This window comes from Bacillus cereus ATCC 14579, from assembly GCF_000007825.1.
Classification (GTDB): Bacteria; Bacillota; Bacilli; order Bacillales; family Bacillaceae_G; genus Bacillus_A; species Bacillus_A cereus.
This window is the reverse complement of sequence record NC_004722.1, coordinates 1,602,694-1,623,150: the sequence shown is the minus strand read 5'-3', so window position 1 is coordinate 1,623,150 and position 20,457 is coordinate 1,602,694. Positions and strand designations below refer to the sequence as shown.

Genomic DNA, 20,457 nt, shown 5'->3' with positions numbered 1-20,457 from the left:
AGCGCCTTATTCTTCACCTCTTTTCTACGATGTTTGTAACATTTGTTTTGCTAAATGTTCAGCTGTAGCGATATGTATATTTTTCTTTATGTCTTGGCCATCTGTCATTAATACAATAGGAGCTGATGATACTGCTGGAATTTTCAACAATTCGCCACTACTTGCTGTTTCATCAAATTTCGTAAACACAATACCATCTATATGAATATCTTTAAAGTTTGTAATGATTTCAATCATATCTTTACTTTTCATAGAAGCTGATAACGTTAAACAAATATAATCTGGTTCTACTTGTCCCATCGTTTCAATCATTTCTTCCACTGTTTCTGACGTACGATAATTTTTCCCCTGCTGTATCAATTAAAATATAATCGACGCGTGCTTCTTCTTTAAAATACGTAAGCGCTCTTGTCATTGCAGCTTCATCACGCACAGCAATTACTTCAGATCCAATTGTCCTTTACGTTATCTTGCAATTGCTGCACTGTCCCTATGCGCGAATGATCGGTCGTTATAAAACCAACTGTTTTTTTCTTACCGTGAAATTGCCATGCCATTTTCGCCAGTGTCGTCGTTTTACCAACGCCAGTTGGACCGATTAATGCAATTGTTTGTACTTCTTTTTCAAAGACGTTTTCCGTATTAAAATGAGATTTCATATCTTCCAATATGTACCTGATAACTTCTTCTTCCGTAATCATCGTTGCATTTTCAAACTTTATTTTTAACTTTTCAGCATATGCATGAATGAAATATTGTTCCACATCGTTTTGTTCTAGCATCCGAATTACTTTTTGAATAATAAACGGTACAGATTCTTGATTTTCTTTCTTTGGAGCTACTTCTTCTTTCTTTACTGGAACGACTTGTTTCACAACTTTTTTCTTTTTCGTTACTTTCGTTACTTCCGTTTCTTTCATCGGTTTCACAACGACGATTCCTTTTTCAAACAGCTTTAATAGTTTCTCTTTTTTTCTTGCCCATTCTTCACTATTTCCTGTTTGCATCGCCGCGTATGACATAGAAGTCGTTACGTTTTCTAAATTGTGCAGTACTGATTGAATTCCATTCGCCTTCACAATTTGTTCTGAAGGATCATTCACAACATCCATTAATTGTTCATGAAATTGAGCTGTACCTTCATTCACTTCTTCCTGTTTTTCTTCTGGAAATGCAACTAACATTTCATAATCCTTTTTCCAAAAAAACGGTATATTTCGTTTTACACTTTCATCGACAACGTAATAATAATCTGTACCATATTGGTCAAATAACTTTCGATACAATTCATTTTTCGAAGCTGCTTTTATTCGCATTAACGCTTCTTTCTTTTCTGTACTTTCCATTACTTCACCCCCTACTATTCAATATAGGCAATTTGATCCACAACAATTTCTGGTGCTAATTCGCTAATACAAAGTACTTGTGCTTCCACTTGATAACGTTCTAGCAGTCTTACAATCGCAAATCTAAAATCTTTTCTACGTGTTAATAACACTGGTTCTCTTCCCATTAAACGTGCTTGTTTAAAGACACGCTGCACTTGCTCAACGACACGTGTTTCTAAATCTAAATCCCAGTTTAATAAGTAACCTTGATATGAATTATTCACAACATCTGCATCTAACTCAATTGAATCAGAGAAGAGCGCTGCATATATTTTTCCGTCCGGATTTTTCGCATTTTCACAAATAACTTTTGAAATACATTCACGAACAAATGATGTCACACCATCAACGTGGTTTTGATAAATTTCTTTGCCGTCAATAATACCTTCAATAATGGTTGGTAAATCACGAATAGAAATACCTTCTTTTAGAAGTTGTTTAATAACATTTTGACCGAGTGATAAATCAATTTCTTTCTTCTTAATCTCTTCTAATAGAACGCCATTATCATTTTCAAGTGAGTTAATTAAGTCTTTTACATGTTGGCGCTGAATTAATTCGTGAAGAATACGTCTAACGACAACATCTAAATGTGTAATTAATATGCTAAGTGGCTCTAACACTTGATAGCCTTTCATTTGTGCATCTTGCACCATATGCTATAAAATCCAATACCCATCTTCACCGAAAATTGGATCTTTCGCTGGCTCTGCATCTAAATCAGCCATTACGTTTGGTGTTTTCAGTGCTAATAAATAACCTGATTTTAAAACACCTTCAGCCGCTTTCGCACCTTTAATTCGAATAATGTAACGTCCGCGTGGTCTAAAACTCGTATTATCTTTAAAGTTAATTCCAGGAACATTAATACCGAGGTCAGTAATAATTGACTTCCTCATAAGAACAACTTTATCACGAGCTGTTTCTCCGTTAATTTTCTGCTTTACAAGTGCTGCTAAATCTAAACCGAGTTCTACTATAATTGGATATTTATCTGTAAATACTCCAAATGAATCTTCTACTTGTTGCAGTTGCTCATCTTCGCCTTGGATCATTTCTATTTCTTTTTGAAGCTCGTCTTCTTTTTCTTTCTTTATTCGATTTTTATTACGAATGCCTAAGAGGATAATTGTTCCGCCAACGAGTGCGAATGGTAGAAACGGTAGCGGAGTAAAAATACCCATTGCGATAAATAAACCACCGAGCGCATATACAACGACTTCATGCGCTAATAACTCTTTAAAGATACCTTCTGTTACTGTATCCGGTGAGCCGTCAAATACACGCGTTACGATAATACCTGTTGAAATTGCAAGCATTAATGAACCGATTTGGTTTACGATTCCGTCACCGACAGTTAACTGTGTATAATGAAGAGCTGCATCTGCAAAGCTCATTCCTTGCTGCATCATTCCGACAATTAAACCGAAAATAATGTTTACAAATAAAATGACAATCCCGAAAATAACGTCCCCTTTAATGAACTTCCCGGCACCATCCATCGCTCCGTAAAACTCTGTTTCCATATTTAATTTTTTACGTTTTGCTTGTGCATCTTTTTCTGAAATAATACGCTGGTTTAAATCAGCATCGATAGACATTTGTTTCCCTGGTAAAGAATCAAGTGTAAAACGAGCTGCTACTTCAGCTGTACGAGATGCACCGTTTGCAACGATAAACTGGAATATGATTAATACTGTAAAAATAACGATACCAATTAATAAGTTTCCGCCAATTACGAACTGGCCGAACTCTTCAATAACATGACCGGCATTTCCATCTGTCAAAATCGCTCGCGTCGTCGAAACGTTAATCGATACGCGGAAAATCCCGATTAATAACAACATCGTTGGAAATGACTTTAATTCATCCCACTCGTTAATACTTGTCGCTCGCATATAAATAAGCACTGACATACTTAGTAGAAAAACGATAATAATATCAAGTATAAATGGTGGAAGTGGAATTAAGAGCGCCACTACGAATGACGCTGCTAAAAAGATAGAAAAATAGGTTCTTGCAGAATCTATCTTAAACAAAGAGATCTCCTCCAAACGCGCTATTATACTTCAAGTTCATTCGTCTGAATTAAATAGCGCATAACTTCAATTACAGCTACATATAAATCTTCTGGAATCGCCTCATCTTCCTCGACTTGATAATATAAAGAACGAGCAAGCGGACGGTTTTCCACCATTGGTATTTCTTGTTCACGGGCAAGCGTTCGTATATATAATGCGAGCTCATCTTCCCCTTTTGCAACGACAATTGGTGCTGCATCAACGTGTTTATTGTAACGAAGTACGACCGAAATATGAGTCGGGTTATTTACAATAAATGTTGCGCCATCCATCTTCTTCGCAATTGTTCCTTGCAAGATTGCATGCATAAAGTTTTTTCGTTTCCCTTTTACTTGCGGGTCCCCTTCATTATCTTTATGCTCTTGTTTCACTTCTTCTTTTTTCATCTTAATATCTTGTTCGTACTCCCATTTTTGATAAATAAAATCAATAATAGAAAGAACGATTAAAATAATTAAAATTGCTAAGAAAATAAATTTAATTTCCCTAATAATTTCAGTAAGTGATGCAGTCCAGTTAAATCCAATCATACTGACGATTTTCTCTAAATTCTTTTTAAAAAGAACATAAGCGATGTAACCGATTAATCCCATATAAAATAGTGATTTCAAAATATCAACTAAACTTTTACGACTAAACAGTCTCGTAAAATAGTTTTTCGGATTAATACGTGACGCCTTCGGTTTAATGACTTTAGAAGAAAATAGGAAACCGACTTGAATCATATAATTGAATAAATGAAAAGCGTATACGAGTATTAATATCGGAGCCGATACTTTCAGTAATAAAATCCCCATTAAATAAAAATACTCGGTTGAATCTGTATTTTTTCCAATTTGATCAAACAGCACCGCTACGGAATTCGCAATCTCATACCCTAGCCAATCTCCGAAGAAATAAACGACAACTGCTAATACGAGAATGGAAAATAAATTATTTAAATCTTTACTCCGGGCAATATTCCCTTCTTCACGCGATTTTTTACGCTTCTGCGGGGTGGCCTTTTCTGTTTTATTATCCTTTGCCATGCGCGTCCCCCTACTTCGTTAAGAAAAAGTTAAATAGTTTCGTATATTCTTCAAGTAATACATCCGTCATATTTTTAAACACATAACCGAGCATCGGTACACTCATCGCAATAAACAAAATACCACATGTAATTTTAATTACGTATGCATTCATAAAAACGTTTAATTGCGGAGCGTTTTTTGCAATTAAAATTAGAACAAAGTTAATGATGAATAAACTTCCCATCAGCGGCAGAGCAATTTCAACCGCTGATGTGATCGCAAATAATAGCGTTGCGAGTAGACTATCTAAAAAACTAGTCGTCAGCAATTTTGAAATCGCCTCTGTATATTGAAACGACTTTAAAATAGTGGCAACGAAATAATTAATGCCGCCAAGTGAAATAAAAATAATGAGGAAGAACATATCAAAAAGTGTTGAAAGTAAAGTAGACTGTGATCCTGCATTCACATCAAACAAACTTGCCTGTGATAAACCGATATCAAAGTCTAAAATATGTCCAGCCATTTTCGGAATGTTCCACAGCATTTCTACAATTTTTGAAAGAGATAATCCAATTACAATTTGCGTCGCTGCATAAGCAGCTACATCCCAAACCGTCTTTATGTGAGAAACATCAACTTGATCGGCAACTGTAATCGACAGACCGAGCCCAAATGTAACCTTCGCCATAGCTGGAATGGATCGTCCTGAGAAAAACGGTAAAAAATATAAAAATGAAGTAATGCGGCAAAACGCAAAAAACGTCGCCGCCCATAATTCCATATTCATTTCAGTTCACCTATCTTAGTACGAACGCAATAGCGATGGGATTTTATCAAATAAATCTAAAATAAGCGTCGTTAACTCTTGGAACATCCACGGACCTAAAATGATAATAACGAGGACGATACTCGCCATTTTCGGTAAAAACGTCAGCGTTTGCTCTTGAATTTGCATCATCGCCATAATGACAGCGATGATAATAACGACAATCATACTTACGCCGGCAACCGGCATTAAAATCATAACCCCTTTATAAAAAAAGGTTTGAAAAATATCTATAATTGGTGACGTATTCATTTATATGACTCCTATCACATAGCATCAAACGCTTCAGGCGACCGTTTTAAACATAATGTCGACGATTTTTGTATATCCACCTAAATATACGAAAACGAGTATTTTAAACGGTAAACTTAAAATCATCGGCGGTACCATCATCATCCCGAGGTACATTAAAAGTGTACTAATAATCAAATCTATAAATACAAACGCTAAATAAATGAACATCCCTGTTAGTAAACCTTTTTGAATTTGCGTTAACGTAAAGGATGGTACGAGCGTAAATAGTGAAAGATCCTTTAAATCTTTCGGCAACTCTTCTCCGCGTACTTTCAACATCATTTTTAAATCATGCTTATACGTATGCTTTGACATATATTCTTTCATAATAGGAGCTGTCGTTTCCGCAGCTTGACTTACTGTTATTTTCTCTTTCGTCATCGGATCCCACACATCACTCTTCAGTTGCCCAAGTACAGGCTGCATCGTAAAGAGTGATAAAAATAATGCAAGTCCAACAAGCACTTGGTTTGGTGGTAAATTCATTACCCCAAGTCCTTGACGTGTAATCCCTAGAACGATCATAAAATAAGTAAAATGTGTAAATAATAGAACGATAGAAGATGATAATGATAAAAGGGTAACGAGCGCAAATAGTTGTACACTTGAATTACTCGTAAACTCTTTTCCATTTTCGAAATTAATAAAACCGTTCGGGGCTGCATACGCTGGATTTACAAAAATAATTGAAAAAACGATAGAAAATACGAAAATAACGGCTAATAATGATAACTGTTTCTTTATTCTCATGATGGATCCTCTACTTTTTTCGTTTCACTCTTCACCGCGTCTTCTAGTGCTTGTTGAAACTGATTTCCTGTTCCGGTTAATTGCACAGACTGTACACCGTTATTACTAATAACAGTGAACACTTGCTTGCCGTCCACTTCAAATAAAAAGGCACTCGTTTGATGATTTAAATAAACGCCGTCTTTTACTTGTATATGGCCATTTTCACCCTGCTTAAAAAACTGCTGTTTGCGCGTCTTTTTCGTCATATAATATGCACCGTAACCGAGCGCACCAAACAGTAAAACGACTTGAAATAAGGTCGTCATATACGACATATGACTCCTCCTCTACTCTTTATCTTGCATTTGACTTTGCGCTTTCATAAGCGCCGCTTGTTTCTTATCAGCTTCAATTTCAGAAATGATAATACCGAATTTCTCGTCCATTACGATTGCTTCACCGATGCCGACTTTCATATTACTTAAATACACATCTACTTTATGTCCTAAGTTTTTCTCTACTTCAAGAACATCGCCAACTTTTAACTGCTTCACATCACCAAGCGTAATAGATGACTTTCCAAGCTTTACACCAAGTTCAATCGAAATATCTGAAACAGTATCAATATGTGCTTTACCTGCTTCATTTCGCTTTCCTGCAAAATCTTCTAATCCCATTAATGACACAGGAGATACTTCATGCTTCATATGGATCCTCCTACTCTACAAAACTTTTAAATAGGAGCGCCTTACGCGTTCCATCTTTTCCAATAAAACAATTAAATTTATGCTTTCCATCTACATAACCAAGTAATTCATCCGAAACTTTCGTATGAAGCGGAATAATATCGCCTTCTTCAATTTGTTCAATTTCACTCATTGTCATTTTCTGCTCACCAATTGCAACGTGAACAGGTTTGTACACTTGATTTACTTTCACTTCCACTTCAGACGTATACTTTTTGCGCTTGTCTGAAGAATGTTCGACAATATTTTCAGACGTTAACTTATCCATAATTTCTTCAACAGATAAGAATGGAATCCCGATACGCACCGTCGTATTCCAAAAATCTGTCTTCATATTTACGTTAAGTAATGAAATGATATCGCTCGCTGTCGTAATCTTTAGTGCATTCGGATCTGTTTCTGTCGTTACAAATTTCGGTTCAATCGCAACAACACTTTCAAATGATTGCTCTAAATTTTTACAAAGAAGCAAGAATATATTATCAAGCGTTAAAAACTCAAACGCTGTTAACGGTCTGCGCATCGTAAAGTTACGCTTACTATCTCCGCCAAGCCAACATTCATGAATATAAATAACGAATGCTAAATCAATCTCAATAACAATTTCTCCAAGCTCTGGTAAACCGAGATCAATTACGCAATATAAATAATAATCTTTCGGCATCTTCTCCACATACTCACTCGTAAATGGAACTTGCTCAACTGTTGAAGGCTCTAGTTCAATCGGAATACGCATACGCGCTGATAACGTCTGTGACGTCTGCTTTCCAAACGTAGAAGCAATCGCTTGCAAACTACGTAAATGCTCAACACCGAACTTCTCTGGTCTATTAAAATCATACTCTTGAAATTTCTCTTGCTTTCCTGCTTCTTGTGCGAAAGCTGGCATTTCCTCGCCTTCATTTACCGCCTTCAGCAGGGCATCAATTTGCTCTTGGCTTAATTTTTCGCCACTCATGACAATCCCCTTCCCTACCTTTTCAATTCAACGATTTCAACGTACATTTTTCCATTCTTCGTTAAAATCTTTCCGGTTCCAATCTCTTCATTCTCAAGCATAAGACGCACCGTATTTTTCGTTGAATTTTCAAGACGATACAATGTACCTTTCGTAATATGAAGCAGATCTTCAATTTTCTTTTTCGTATTTCCGATTTCAAAATAAATTGTTAACGGAATATCATCTTGTAATTTCAAATCTAGCCAACTCCCATATCATGTTCACGAAAATTTCATGTTCTCTCTATATATGAAACTTCTTATTTTGAAACGTCGATATTTAATATTTTTTTAATATATCCTTGCGTTTCTTTAAATGGCGGCACGCCTCCGTACTTTTTCACATTGCCAGGACCAGCATTGTAAGAAGCAAGTGCCAATACTAAGTCACCGTTATTTTTCTTTAAATAACCACTTAACTCTTTCACGCCACCTTCAATACTTTCAGCTGGTGAAAAGGGATTCTTCACACCCATCTCCTTCACATTCGCTGGCATAAGCTGCATAAGACCCATCGCACCTGCATGTGACACCGTTTTCGGATTAAAATTAGACTCTACTTCAATCATTTTTTGAATTAACGTTTTTGGAATTCCATATGTACGACTTACACGATCAATAATATCCTCATACTTCCCTTCATTGGAAGAACGTATTTTTTGAATATTATACTTCTTCGTTAATTCCCACGTATCAGCAGCCTCATTTTTCGTTTCTGGGAAACGTCGTTCAAACTCTTTTTGCGCAACTTGCACTTCATCTGCTTTCTTCGTTTCAACCTTTTCTTCAGGCTTACTCGCTTCCTCTACTTTATTAATAGATTCTGTCGGTTTATTAACAACCGCTTCTATTTTCGTAGATTGTACCGGCTGACTCATATCTTCTACTTTTGCCGGCTGCGTAGTAGCCTTCGTCTCCTTCGCAGGTTCACTCTGCAACTTCTCTTGAAAACGACTACTAACAAATGCTTGTGGACTACTTAGCTTTTGCTGAATTTGCCCTTTCTTATATGCAAGCACTTCTTTTACTATATTTCCAACTATCATAATATCACCTTTTCGGTAAACAAAGATAATCTAATATTAGAGTTTTTTTTAAAAGTTTGCAATAATCCTTTTGATAATATTGTAATAAAAAAATGAACAAATAGGAAATTATCATTTTTTTATATTCATTAATTACAATTATTCGTTGACACGATATATACCAAGGATTACAATTAATCTCGAAATTGATTTTTTTGCATATTTACGTTTAACAATTAACAGAAAAATCAATATAAAAAAATGGGGGTTTCTTAACATGAGAATTAATACAAACATTAACAGCATGCGTACGCAAGAGTACATGCGACAAAACCAAGACAAAATGAATACTGCGATGAATCGTTTATCTAGCGGTAAATCTATTAACAGTGCAGCTGACGATGCGGCTGGTTTAGCTATCGCTACTCGTATGCGTGCAAAAGAAGGCGGATTAAACGTCGGAGCACGTAACACGCAAGACGCTATGTCTGCTTTACGTACTGGTGACGCTGCTTTGGGATCTATTTCTAACATCTTACTTCGTATGCGTGACCTTGCTACACAGGCTTCTAACGGTACGAATAACACTGAAGATACTGCTTCTTTAAACAAAGAATACGAAGCATTAAAAAGTGAAATTGATCATATCGCTAACAAAACATCTTTCAATGGTATTAAATTCTTAAGTACTGATAAGGGTGGTGCGGCTGATATTAAAGTTCAACTTTCTGATGCTTCTGGCGATACAATGACAATTGACTCTCTAGATGCAAAGAAAATTACAACAGCTAATCTAACTACTTTAGCAGACAGAGGAACTGCTGAGACTGAAATAAAAGCTCTTGACACTGCTATCCAAGAACTAGCTGACGCTAGAGCAACTTTCGGTTCTCAATTAAACCGTTTAGACCATAACTTAAACAACGTAACGAGCCAAGCTACTAACATGGCAGCAGCTGCTTCTCAAATCGAAGATGCTGATATGGCAAAAGAGATGTCTGAAATGACTAAGGTTCAAAATCCTTGAACGAAGCTGGTATCAGCATGCTTTCTCAAGCTAACCAAACACCACAAATGGTTTCTAAATTATTACAATAAGCCATTTGATTATATAAATCTCTTTGTCTACAAAGAGATTTATATATAACTAAAAAACTAAAGATAACAATGGAGGTTCTTAACATGAGAATTAATACAAACATTAACAGCATGCGTACGCAAGAGTACATGCGACAAAACCAAGACAAAATGAATACTGCGATGAATCGTTTATCTAGCGGTAAATCTATTAACAGTGCAGCTGACGATGCGGCTGGTTTAGCTATCGCTACTCGTATGCGTGCAAAAGAAGGCGGATTAAACGTCGGAGCACGTAACACGCAAGACGCTATGTCTGCTTTACGTACTGGTGACGCTGCTTTGGGATCTATTTCTAACATCTTACTTCGTATGCGTGACCTTGCTACACAAGCTGCAAACGGTACGAATAACGCTGAAGATACTGCCTCTTTAGACAAAGAGTATGTTGCCTTAAAAGATGAAATTGATCACATTGCTGGAAAAACGAATTTTAACGGTAATTCTTTCTTAGATACAACTGCCACTCCTCCCGGAAAAGATATCGAGATTCAACTTTCTGATGCTTCTGGTGATACAATGACACTCAAAGCCATTGATACAAAATCATTGACAACTGGCACTTTAACTAATTTAAAAGATAGAGCCACTGCTGAAACTGAAATAACAAAACTGGACACTGCAATTCAAAAAATTGCTGATGAAAGAGCAACTTTCGGTTCTCAATTAAACCGTTTAGACCATAACTTAAACAACGTAACGAGCCAAGCTACTAACATGGCAGCAGCTGCTTCTCAAATCGAAGATGCTGATATGGCAAAAGAGATGTCTGAAATGACTAAGTTCAAAATTTTAAACGAAGCTGGTATCAGCATGCTTTCTCAAGCTAACCAAACACCACAAATGGTTTCTAAATTATTACAATAATCTATTTGATTATATAAATCTCTTTGTCTACAAAGAGATTTATATATAACTAAAAAACTAAAGATAACAATGGAGGTTCTTAACATGAGAATTAATACAAATATTAATAGTATGCGTACGCAAGAGTACATGCGACAAAACCAAGACAAAATGAATACTGCGATGAATCGTTTATCTAGCGGTAAATCTATTAACAGTGCAGCTGACGATGCGGCTGGTTTAGCTATCGCTACTCGTATGCGTGCAAAAGAAGGCGGATTAAACGTCGGAGCACGTAACACGCAAGACGCTATGTCTGCTTTACGTACTGGTGACGCTGCTTTGGGATCTATTTCTAACATCTTACTTCGTATGCGTGACCTTGCTACACAGGCTTCTAACGGTACGAATAACACTGAAGATACTGCTTCTTTAAACAAAGAATACGAAGCATTAAAAAGTGAAATTGATCATATCGCTGACAAAACATCTTTCAATGGTATTAAATTCTTAAGTACTGATAAGGGTGGTGCGGCTGATATCAAAGTTCAACTTTCTGATGCTTCTGGCGATACAATGACAATTGATTCTCTGAATGCAAAAACAATTACAACTGATACTTTAACTACTTTAGCAGATAGAGCCACTGCTGAAACTGAAATAACAAAACTGGACACTGCAATTCAAAAAATTGCTGATGAAAGAGCAACTTTCGGTTCTCAATTAAACCGTTTAGACCATAACTTAAACAACGTAACAAGCCAAGCTACTAACATGGCTTCAGCTGCTTCTCAAATCGAAGACGCTGACATGGCGAAAGAAATGTCTGAAATGACTAAGTTCAAAATCTTGAATGAAGCTGGTATCAGCATGCTTTCTCAAGCAAACCAAACTCCACAAATGGTTTCCAAATTATTACAATAAGCCATTTGAGTTAGTTTCCTGAATAAACCTCTCTGCTTGCGGAGAGGTTTATTTTTTATAAAAACTTCTTTTTTTGATGGAAGAGAGCATCTGCGGTGCATAGAAGCGGTTAGTGCTTATCTTGATCCCCTCTTATGTTAAAACACAAATAGCAAATAAGCATAAGCCTTTTTATCTTTTCATAACCGTTTATTAACTTTAGAACACTGACTATATCAATCTATAAGGAGTGTCTATTATGCGTATTGGTACGAATATTTTAAGTATGAATGCTAGGCAGTCGTTGTATGAGAATGAGAAACGTATGAATGTGTCAATGGAGCATTTGGCGACTGGTAAGAAGTTAAACCATGCTTCTGATAATCCCGCTAATATTGCAATTGTGACTCGAATGCATGCGAGAGCAAGTGGTATGCGCGTGGCGATTCGTAATAATGAGGATGCGATATCAATGCTTCGCACGGCAGAAGCTGCCCTTCAAACTGTGACGAATATTTTACAGCGTATGCGTGATTTAGCCGTTCAATCTACGAACGGTACGAATTCAAATAAAAACCGTGATTCACTGAATACAGAGTTTCAATCTTTAACAGAACAAATTGGCTATATTAGCGAGACAACTGAATTTAATGATTTATCCGTATTTGACGGTCAAAACCGCCCTATTACATTAGACGATATCAGTCATACGGTACATATGACGAAACATATTCCCCCTTCCCCTACACAACATGACATCAAGATTTCAACAGAACAAGAAGCAAGCGCGGCGATTCTTAAAATTGAAGAGGCTTTACAAAATGTATCACTTCACCGTGCCGACCTTGGCTCTATGATAAATCGTTTACAGTTCAATATTGAAAATTTAAATAGCCAAAGTATGGCGTTAACAGATGCTGTATCTCAAGTTGAAGATGCGGATATGGCGCAGGAGATAAGTGATTTTTTAAAGTTCAGATTGTTGACTGAAGTTACGCTTAGTATGGTTTCACAAGCAAATCAAATTCCGCAAATGGTTTCTAAACTACTACACTCGTAAAAATTCATCTTCCTTCTTTGGAACGATTCCATACAAAATAAAAGGGAAATACATATAAACTATGTATCTCCCTTTTATTTTGTACCCAAATTTTATTACTGTGTTACGGTCATAACTTGTCCGCTACGATCAACCATAATTTTCATTTTACCGTCCTGTGCATTATATAGCCCTAGTTTATGTAATTCCATTTTACAATCTTGTACGAAAGTTGGTAATTTACGTATTTGATCAATATCAGAACTTGTAATGAAATGAATTAAAAGCTGCGTCATACCTTTAATATCTTGTACAAGATCTTCTTTCTCTCGTTTTAGCCTTTCATTTTCTAGTTGTAACGACTGCAATTCATCTTCTAAGCTACGTGTATTCTTTGCTTCTCTAGAACGCCCTGCCGCCATGCTAGAAAGCTTATAAATACCTTCCATAAACTGATGTAGTTCGTCTTCTTTCCTTTCACTACACTGATTAATTGTTTCAAAGTTATCAACGATACCAGATATAACTGTTACAAGATTTTTTTCATCCTCTTTATGCTGGATTTCTTCTTTTAATTCGTACTCGTTTTCTTGTTTTCTTGCAACGATTGTCTCTTTTACTGGTATATATTTTCGCTTTCGTCCCGGTTTTTGTTTTTCAATATTTTCAAACGGTATTTCACGTTTTTTCAATTTATAATACGTATTTTGCAATTGACTTTCCGTTTTAGGAAAAAGATTTAGTTCATTTTTACTTACGTATTTTGAAATATTTAAAATGTTTAAACCGTGACGCTGACAAAATTGATACACTTCATACAGTAGCTCTAGTTCAGACTTCAGCCATGTAATTGTTGATTTTTCATATGCTCGCATCCCGCCATTTTTTTCTATATCTATTTGGAATAATACCATTCTATTATGTAAATCAACTAATTCTTCATACTTTACTTGGAATTCTTTTTCTATTTTTTTAAATTCCACCTCTAGTTGCATATCGTTCATTTTATTATTTGACATGTTTTGTAAAAGACCTAATACATTAATTGCTGTGTGGTGATACATAATCTGTGCCACTCCCCCTCATCCTTTCACAATTCTCATCTGACTCCCATGTCTTTTAAGAAAATAGCAATTTTTACATATCCATATTATAACAGTTCGAAATTATCTGTCAAATAATAAACATACAAAAATGTATAGAAAGTATAAAAATTTGGAAAATATTTTTTGATTAATATGTAAAATTGCATATTAATTACATTTAATTATATTATATGGTATTTTAAATGTTTTTTCACCGAAAAAATTTGCGTTACCACGAAATATTACTAAAATAACAATCGAAAATACGTTTGCTTATATTTTTAAATCAAAAATCTCTAAATAAAGATTATTCACACATACAGCGACAAACACCCAAGAAACCTTTCATTTTTCTACCAGCTTAAAGTATAGAATACTAAAAAGGAATTAGCCATATGTAGCATTGGCTAATTCCTTCCTCTCTCTAACAGAATAGAGTTATAAACCCAGTCTTCAAATCCTCAATCGAAGTCTCACTTCTTCTTACCTAAAACTACTTCATACCTCTGAACTCACATCGCATGAGACTCTATTAAGCACTGAAAACTTCCTTACATAAGTAGTTCCTCTATTCCTACTAAATAGAAAAATGTTATACACCAGCTCTTCTAGTTACCTATATCTCAACATCGCATAGGGCTCTATTAAGCACTGACCGCTCAACACTTGGCTAGAGCTTCTATTCCGGCTAAATAGAAGCTTTTAAAGCACTAACTTATCAACTAAACCAATTAGCTCTTGAATATCTGGCTTACTTACTTGAGCATTTGCTCCTACAGCTTCACCTTTATGGAATAATTCATTTGTAATTAATGAAGAGAAAATAATGACTGGTAAACGATTCATTACTTCACTATCCTTAACCACTTTCGTTAAATGATGTCCATCCATTTTTGGCATTTCAATATCCGTAATTAGCAAGTGAATATGTTCAAACATTTTTTCGCCTTGCTCTTTCGCTAATTTTTCAATTTGTGCTAACGCTTCTGCACCATTGCTGAAGAAGTTCATTTTCGTATATCCAGCTGATGATAATGTTTCTTCTAATATTTGGCGAAGCATCGCTGAATCTTCTGCAATGTAAATTACTTTTTCAGCTCGATCTGTTTTTTGTTCTAATCCTGCAATGGATTTATTGTCATAACCAGTGCCGCTAATTTCACATACAATTTTTTCATAATCTAATAGTAAGATGATTTTTCCATCTAGTTTTACAATACCAGATGTCGTTTCTTCTAGTCCCATAGATAATGAAGCTGGTTCATCAATTTGTTCCCACGAAATACGTTGAATACGATGCACTTCATCAACGCGGAAAATAACTTTCATTTGGTTTAATTCTGAGATGATAAATTTCGTTTGATCAAGTGGCTTTGTTGACTTTAAATTAAGAGCCATCGCTAAGTTAATAACAGGTAAAATTTCACCACGTACTTGAACAACACCTTCAACTGCATGATGAGATTCTGGCACAGTTGTAACAGGGAATGGATTAATGATTTCACGTACTTTCATTACATTAATACTAAATAGGTTTTCACCAACAGTGTACGTAACAATCTCTAATTCATTTGTTCCGCTTTCTAATAAAATACTTTGTGCTTGTGACATAAAGGTGTCGCTCCCCTTCCATTAATTCCGTATATCTAATTATTAAGCTTTATAAAAGAGAAAAAGTCAACTACCTATATAAAAAATATAGATAGTCGAACGATTCATTTTATTAAAAAACAATTAATCTTGTATAAACGAAGCAAGTGCCTCTAATAAAACTTCTTGTGCACCTACAATTTCCGTCGGCATTGCTTCCCATTTTTTCGAAAGCTCCGTCTCTACTCTTATTCTCAGTTCAGAATTCATTTCTGCTAGCACATATTCTTTCGTTGCTATATCAACATCAAGTAGCGCGAGTGCATATAGTTCCGGGTCATTTATTTTTTTAAATAATCGTTTTAATACCACTGGTGCTATATGTTTTAATTTTTCAATATGAATTTCCTTATCCGAAAATAGTAACTCATATTGAATAAACGTAACATTTTCTTTAATCACTTTAAAATAGCAATTATTTTTTTTATCGTTTACAAAATAACCGTTTGGATCTGCAATAATACTTTCTACTTTACGAATTAAATCTGGCAAACTATTCGCCGCCATTACAGTCCGCTGCTCAACCTCACTCGGCGAAATGAATGTAACGCGATACTTATTTTGCGCCATCCTCTTCACCTCTCCTTTTATAAAAATCTATCGTCACAAACATATGAAATGAAACTAGTATACTCTCATTTCATTGCCCTATTGTCACAACTCACAGACTATAAAAAGTACTGACTTGCTATAAAGAGATTATTGTTCAACCATTCCAGTACATTTCTATAGTTCTCTTCTTACAGCTCCGAGCCACCTAAGACTAAAAACACTTTTAAGCGCCTTTAAGCAACTCGATATTGTTGAACCAAAACGCAATTTGCTGATCCGTAATGCCTGATAATGTAACAAAAAACTCACGGCACTTCATCTCGTCCTTAAACAGTTGATACTTCCATGCGCCATCACTGCCAATACTGACGAAATAAAACTCATGAATACGACCAATAATCGCTTCCTTTTCAGCAAATGAATACGGGGGCACTTGCTTAATTTCAAATTGATCTGGTAAATATACATGCTCTTCTCGTTCCATTTTTAGCACTTGCTCAGCAAGTTCACGTTTATTCTCGAAAAATGGCAATTGTAAAATTCGTTCTTGTCTTGTCATACGAATAAAAACCCTTTCTACTACATTACGATCTTTCTTTATAATACATTATCGAATTAAGTTTACAACTTCATTTAATACTTCATCTGACACTTTAATTACTTTCGCATTTCCTTGGAATCCACGTTGATATAACATTAAGTCAACGAATTCTACAGATAAATCTACGTTTGAACTTTCTTTTGCTGAACCTCTTACATTACCTGCACCATTCTCACCAGCAACACCTATCCCTGGAATCCCTGCTGATGGTGTGGCAATGTAATTGCCATTCCCAGTTTTCATTAATCCACCTGAATTAGGGAATGTAGCTACAGCTAGTTGTCCTACAACCTTCATACTACCATCCGAATATCTCATCATAACGAAACCACCGTCAGAAATTGAATAGTCATTTGCAATTGCAGCTGGACGCCCCGTTACTTCTGTTGTAGAAATAGTTTTCCCTGTTGGATAATTTGTTAAACCACTTAAGTCCAGTGTCAGTCCCTTACCAAAAGGAATTTTAACCGTTCCACCTTTAGTAATTTCACCAGTTACTGGATTTTTTTGTACAGCTTCATCTGTCTCCTTTAGATTTCCTAATGTATCAAATTTAAGATTTTTTTCGCCCGTCATGCCTTCAACCGGCTTAAACTCTTTTTCGTTTTTAGAATCATTTCTTACAGAAACCGTATACGTATATTCACCTGGCACAGGCTTTTCAACTTCTTTACCATCTACAGTCTCTTTTGTAGTCTTTTGTTTAATATTTACACGTAACGTTAACGAGTTCCCTTCCTCATCAAAAACTGTGAATTCGTGAGATAACGCATTTTGATTTCTAGGAAGGTTTCCACCTATTGTTGCTTTATCTGTTTGAATCCCACCAACAGCTGATCCCATTGGAATATGAATTGGACTTGGTCGTGAAGAAAAATCTATTTCTTGAGTTCCTGTTTTCACACCATACCCTAGCACATACTGACCACTTGTATTTGTAACATAGTTATCTTTCGATACACCGAAAGACCCTTTTCTCGTATACTCTACATTTCCGCTATTACGATCGCCAACTAAAAATAAACCATTTCCCTCTATTGCTGTCTCCATCTTATCACTAGTTAAAGTAATAGAACCATCACTAAAATCTGTAGATGTCCCACTAAACTTTACACCGTTACCGATACTCTTTGGATTCGTACCAGCATAAGCACCATCCCCACGTGAACCAACCGTATTATTATATAGCAGATCATCAAAAATAGCTTTTTGCTTTTTATATCCAACTGTTTGTGCATTTGCAATATTATTTGAAGTAACACTTAATGCATTTTGTGCCGCATTCATCCCTGTAATACTCGTATATAACGCTTTAATCATAACCTATATACACTCCTTTTATTAATTTTGCTTAACCTCTTCATTTTTCTCTATATCATCTTTCTTCTCATCTTCTGGATTTGTTTCTGCTATCGGTTTATCTGAAACCCTTTCTACAAAACGAAGTGAGACAACTTGATTATCAACAATAAGTTGTACATCGTTATTTTCGGCAAGTCGAACTGTTTCCACTTGACCAGTCACTTGCTCCCCCTTATTGTTTATACCTCTAACATACTTTCCTAAAAATTTCATCCCACCATCAAGAGCTGTCGTATACATCGTTGATTGTAGTTTATCTACTGCTTTCGTCATATTTTGTACTTGCTCCATAAGCGATAGTTGAGCCGTTTGATTCATCATTTGGTTCATATCCATCGCATTAAACGGGTCTTGATGTTGAAAGCTCGCTAAAAAAAGTTTCAGGAAATCATCTTTATCCATAATACCGGGTGTTTTTTGATTACTTGCTGATACTCCGTTTGTTTGTTGAACTGGCGATTGCACACCATTTACAGATGCGTTTTTTGTTTGCGCTCCTGCTTGTAACGGAATATGATTTGTACTCGTTGTATTTAATCCAACTGTTGGCACGCGTTATTCCTCCAATAATCCCGCAAATTCTGTTGATTGTTGTTTTTCATGATTTGTATTTGCTAATTTCTGTTTTTGCCTTTGCTCTTGTTCTCGCTGTTCTTTACGATTTTCATCTTTATCTGAATAGCTAATTTGAATATTGATTTCTTTTTCTTTTAACTTTAATCTCAATTCATCAAAAATGATTTCAACACGTTTTTTCGCATCGTGTTTTTCCATTTCTACGTGAACGTCAATTTGATCTCCGTGTTTTTTCATAAACACTGTTAATGTACCAAGTTTTTCTGGATTTAACTGGAATAAAACACGTTCTTGTTTCACTACAAATTTTTGCAGCGCTTCTACTTGCTCTTCCATTTTCTTTCCTAAGTCAGGTAATGAAACTCTCTCAGCACCACTATTTGATTTCCCTATTTGTTCGGTACTCGTCGCTTTATTTAATAATTCTGCACCTGCAGAGCTCGAATCGTTTAATGCATCAACTTCTGGCAACTCTACCTTTGCATCATCGCTCTCAAGTTTCGGAAGATCTAGCTCTCTAGACTCTTCTTGTTCCTTTGCAATATTACAAGTTTCTGTTTCTACAACCTTCAATGCTTCGCATCGTTTGCTCTGGCATCTTCATTTTGTCTAATACCATTTGCATTGTATCTTCTAAACATATAGCATTTTTGATATTCATATTTGAAAGAAGTTCTTGTAATTGTTGTAATTCAGCTACAGGTAATTCATTAAGTTTAATATTGCCATATTCTTTATATAGCTCTTGTATTTTTTGTATGTATTGATATAACAATTCCGGCTGCACATGTAATTGCTCAATTGCAACCATTTGCTCAGATACAGCTAATAACAACTGTTCTGTCTCTTTTTTTTCTTCTTTCTTTACAATAGGTTCTTCTTCCGTTACCGATTTTTTAGAAAGAATATAATCTTTTCTCTCTTCTTTTGGTGCTTCTTCTCGTTTCGTTTTCTCCGTTTGCGGCTGTTTTTTATTTTCCATTCTCATCGTACGATCGAATGAAGAATCTTCATTTTTTGATTGTACTTCTAGCCCTTTTTCTTTTTGCGGAGGTAAACTTTGTTGCACCGGTAATACAGACTGTATCACTACATTCACCTCATCCATTCATACACATTTTCAAATCCAGAAGCATTTTTTCTTCCAGCTTTTCTTGTGCTTTCGCAAGCTTTTTGCAATCTTCTTGATACATCTCATCAATGACACGTTCTTTTTCTTTTACTTGCTCTAAAAGACTTTCATTTTTTTGAATAAAACCTTCCGTTTTTTTAATTTTCCGATTCCATTCTTCTATTCTTTCAGGTGAAAACGTATGTGAAGAAAGCATACCAGCCATAATACGTTGCCCAGTTTGTACGACTTTACTACGCGATTTCACAACATATAAATCATATTCTTTTTTTTGTTCTATTTTTCTTTTTTCAGCTGTTAATTCATACACTTCTTTTAAAATATGTTCTTTTTCTTGATTTATTTGCAATTTTATTGTGTCGTACTGCTGTTTATCCACCTGTTTTCATAACCCCTTTCTATTATAACGTTCTCTTTTTCTATTATATAGTTTTTTTCCAAAAAAATCTGTGAAATATTAAAAAACAAAA

18 protein-coding genes and 5 pseudogenes are annotated in these 20,457 nt (G+C 35.4%); 4 read left to right on the top strand and 19 right to left on the bottom strand.

What is annotated here, in order from left to right; translation table 11 throughout:
- Positions 1-24: 24 nt before the first annotated feature.
- From flhF to BC_RS28400, 11 genes and pseudogenes are all read right to left on the bottom strand, one after another.
- A pseudogene (gene flhF / locus BC_RS08310) lies at positions 25-1,346 on the bottom strand (flagellar biosynthesis protein FlhF).
- Positions 1,347-1,360: 14 nt separating this feature from the next.
- Positions 1,361-3,427: pseudogene (gene flhA, locus BC_RS08305) on the bottom strand (flagellar biosynthesis protein FlhA).
- A 23-nt stretch (positions 3,428-3,450) separates the two neighbouring features.
- On the bottom strand, positions 3,451-4,497 hold the full coding sequence (flhB, locus tag BC_RS08300; RefSeq protein ID WP_001030109.1) for a flagellar type III secretion system protein FlhB: 1,047 nt from the start codon (positions 4,495-4,497) through the stop codon (positions 3,451-3,453).
- A gap of 10 nt (positions 4,498-4,507) precedes the next feature.
- A complete protein-coding gene (locus BC_RS08295; protein ID WP_001055706.1) occupies positions 4,508-5,269 on the bottom strand; it encodes a flagellar biosynthetic protein FliR in 762 nt (253 codons plus the stop codon).
- Positions 5,270-5,284: 15 nt separating this feature from the next.
- Entirely contained in the window at positions 5,285-5,560 is a 276-nt protein-coding gene (locus tag BC_RS08290; protein WP_001098085.1) for a flagellar biosynthetic protein FliQ, read from the bottom strand.
- Between the two features lie 33 nt (positions 5,561-5,593).
- Entirely contained in the window at positions 5,594-6,352 is a 759-nt protein-coding gene (locus tag BC_RS08285; RefSeq protein ID WP_001220582.1) for a flagellar type III secretion system pore protein FliP, read from the bottom strand.
- Positions 6,349-6,669: a hypothetical protein gene (locus BC_RS08280; RefSeq protein ID WP_000121176.1), complete on the bottom strand. Its 321-nt coding sequence runs from the start codon at positions 6,667-6,669 to the stop codon at positions 6,349-6,351. Before BC_RS08280 ends, BC_RS08285 begins: the two co-directional genes overlap by 4 nt.
- Before the next feature lie 12 nt (positions 6,670-6,681).
- Entirely contained in the window at positions 6,682-7,041 is a 360-nt protein-coding gene (gene fliN / locus BC_RS08275; protein ID WP_000680010.1) for a flagellar motor switch protein FliN, read from the bottom strand.
- 10 nt (positions 7,042-7,051) lie between these two features.
- Complete coding sequence (gene fliM, locus BC_RS08270) at positions 7,052-8,038, bottom strand: flagellar motor switch protein FliM (protein WP_000012360.1); 987 nt, start codon at positions 8,036-8,038, stop codon at positions 7,052-7,054.
- 14 nt (positions 8,039-8,052) lie between these two features.
- Positions 8,053-8,277: a flagellar motor switch protein FliN gene (locus BC_RS08265; RefSeq protein WP_000775712.1), complete on the bottom strand. Its 225-nt coding sequence runs from the start codon at positions 8,275-8,277 to the stop codon at positions 8,053-8,055.
- An 83-nt stretch (positions 8,278-8,360) separates the two neighbouring features.
- Positions 8,361-8,648, bottom strand: a pseudogene (locus BC_RS28400) (lytic transglycosylase domain-containing protein); the annotation flags it as partial.
- A gap of 733 nt (positions 8,649-9,381) precedes the next feature.
- On the opposite strand from BC_RS28400, the pseudogene BC_RS08255 reads away from it, so the two are divergent.
- The 4 genes and pseudogenes from BC_RS08255 to BC_RS08240 all read left to right on the top strand — a co-directional run bounded on the left by BC_RS08255 (position 9,382) and on the right by BC_RS08240 (position 13,050).
- Positions 9,382-10,202 (top strand): annotated as a pseudogene (locus BC_RS08255) (flagellin).
- Positions 10,203-10,286: 84 nt separating this feature from the next.
- Positions 10,287-11,108, top strand: a complete 822-nt coding sequence (locus tag BC_RS08250) for a flagellin (RefSeq protein WP_001222373.1) — start codon at positions 10,287-10,289, stop codon at positions 11,106-11,108.
- Positions 11,109-11,192: 84 nt separating this feature from the next.
- Positions 11,193-12,011, top strand: coding sequence for a flagellin (locus BC_RS08245; RefSeq protein ID WP_001222376.1), 819 nt, complete (start codon positions 11,193-11,195; stop codon positions 12,009-12,011).
- 238 nt (positions 12,012-12,249) lie between these two features.
- The gene (locus BC_RS08240; RefSeq protein ID WP_001219677.1) at positions 12,250-13,050 is read left to right on the top strand and encodes a flagellin; all 801 of its coding nucleotides are present in this window, start codon (positions 12,250-12,252) and stop codon (positions 13,048-13,050) included.
- Positions 13,051-13,145: 95 nt separating this feature from the next.
- Here the strand turns inward: BC_RS08240 and BC_RS08235 are convergent, their stop codons facing one another.
- The 8 genes and pseudogenes from BC_RS08235 to BC_RS08200 all read right to left on the bottom strand — a co-directional run bounded on the left by BC_RS08235 (position 13,146) and on the right by BC_RS08200 (position 20,366).
- Positions 13,146-14,093, bottom strand: coding sequence for a DNA-binding domain-containing protein (locus BC_RS08235; RefSeq protein ID WP_000274687.1), 948 nt, complete (start codon positions 14,091-14,093; stop codon positions 13,146-13,148).
- A 723-nt stretch (positions 14,094-14,816) separates the two neighbouring features.
- Positions 14,817-15,725 (bottom strand): chemotaxis protein, encoded by a 909-nt coding sequence (locus tag BC_RS08230; RefSeq protein ID WP_000075943.1) that lies wholly within the window; start codon positions 15,723-15,725, stop codon positions 14,817-14,819.
- 123 nt (positions 15,726-15,848) lie between these two features.
- Positions 15,849-16,334 (bottom strand): hypothetical protein, encoded by a 486-nt coding sequence (locus tag BC_RS08225; protein ID WP_000068304.1) that lies wholly within the window; start codon positions 16,332-16,334, stop codon positions 15,849-15,851.
- Between the two features lie 205 nt (positions 16,335-16,539).
- Positions 16,540-16,875 carry a DUF3964 family protein gene (locus BC_RS08220; RefSeq protein ID WP_000198175.1) on the bottom strand — a complete coding sequence of 112 codons (336 nt, stop codon included), beginning with the start codon at positions 16,873-16,875 and terminating at the stop codon, positions 16,540-16,542.
- A 48-nt stretch (positions 16,876-16,923) separates the two neighbouring features.
- Entirely contained in the window at positions 16,924-18,237 is a 1,314-nt protein-coding gene (flgE, locus tag BC_RS08215; protein WP_000588310.1) for a flagellar hook protein FlgE, read from the bottom strand.
- 21 nt (positions 18,238-18,258) lie between these two features.
- A complete protein-coding gene (locus tag BC_RS08210) occupies positions 18,259-18,831 on the bottom strand; it encodes a flagellar hook assembly protein FlgD (RefSeq protein WP_001143477.1) in 573 nt (190 codons plus the stop codon).
- A 3-nt stretch (positions 18,832-18,834) separates the two neighbouring features.
- A pseudogene (locus BC_RS08205) lies at positions 18,835-19,945 on the bottom strand (flagellar hook-length control protein FliK).
- A gap of 10 nt (positions 19,946-19,955) precedes the next feature.
- A complete protein-coding gene (locus BC_RS08200; protein ID WP_000360855.1) occupies positions 19,956-20,366 on the bottom strand; it encodes a hypothetical protein in 411 nt (136 codons plus the stop codon).
- Positions 20,367-20,457: the final 91 nt, after the last annotated feature.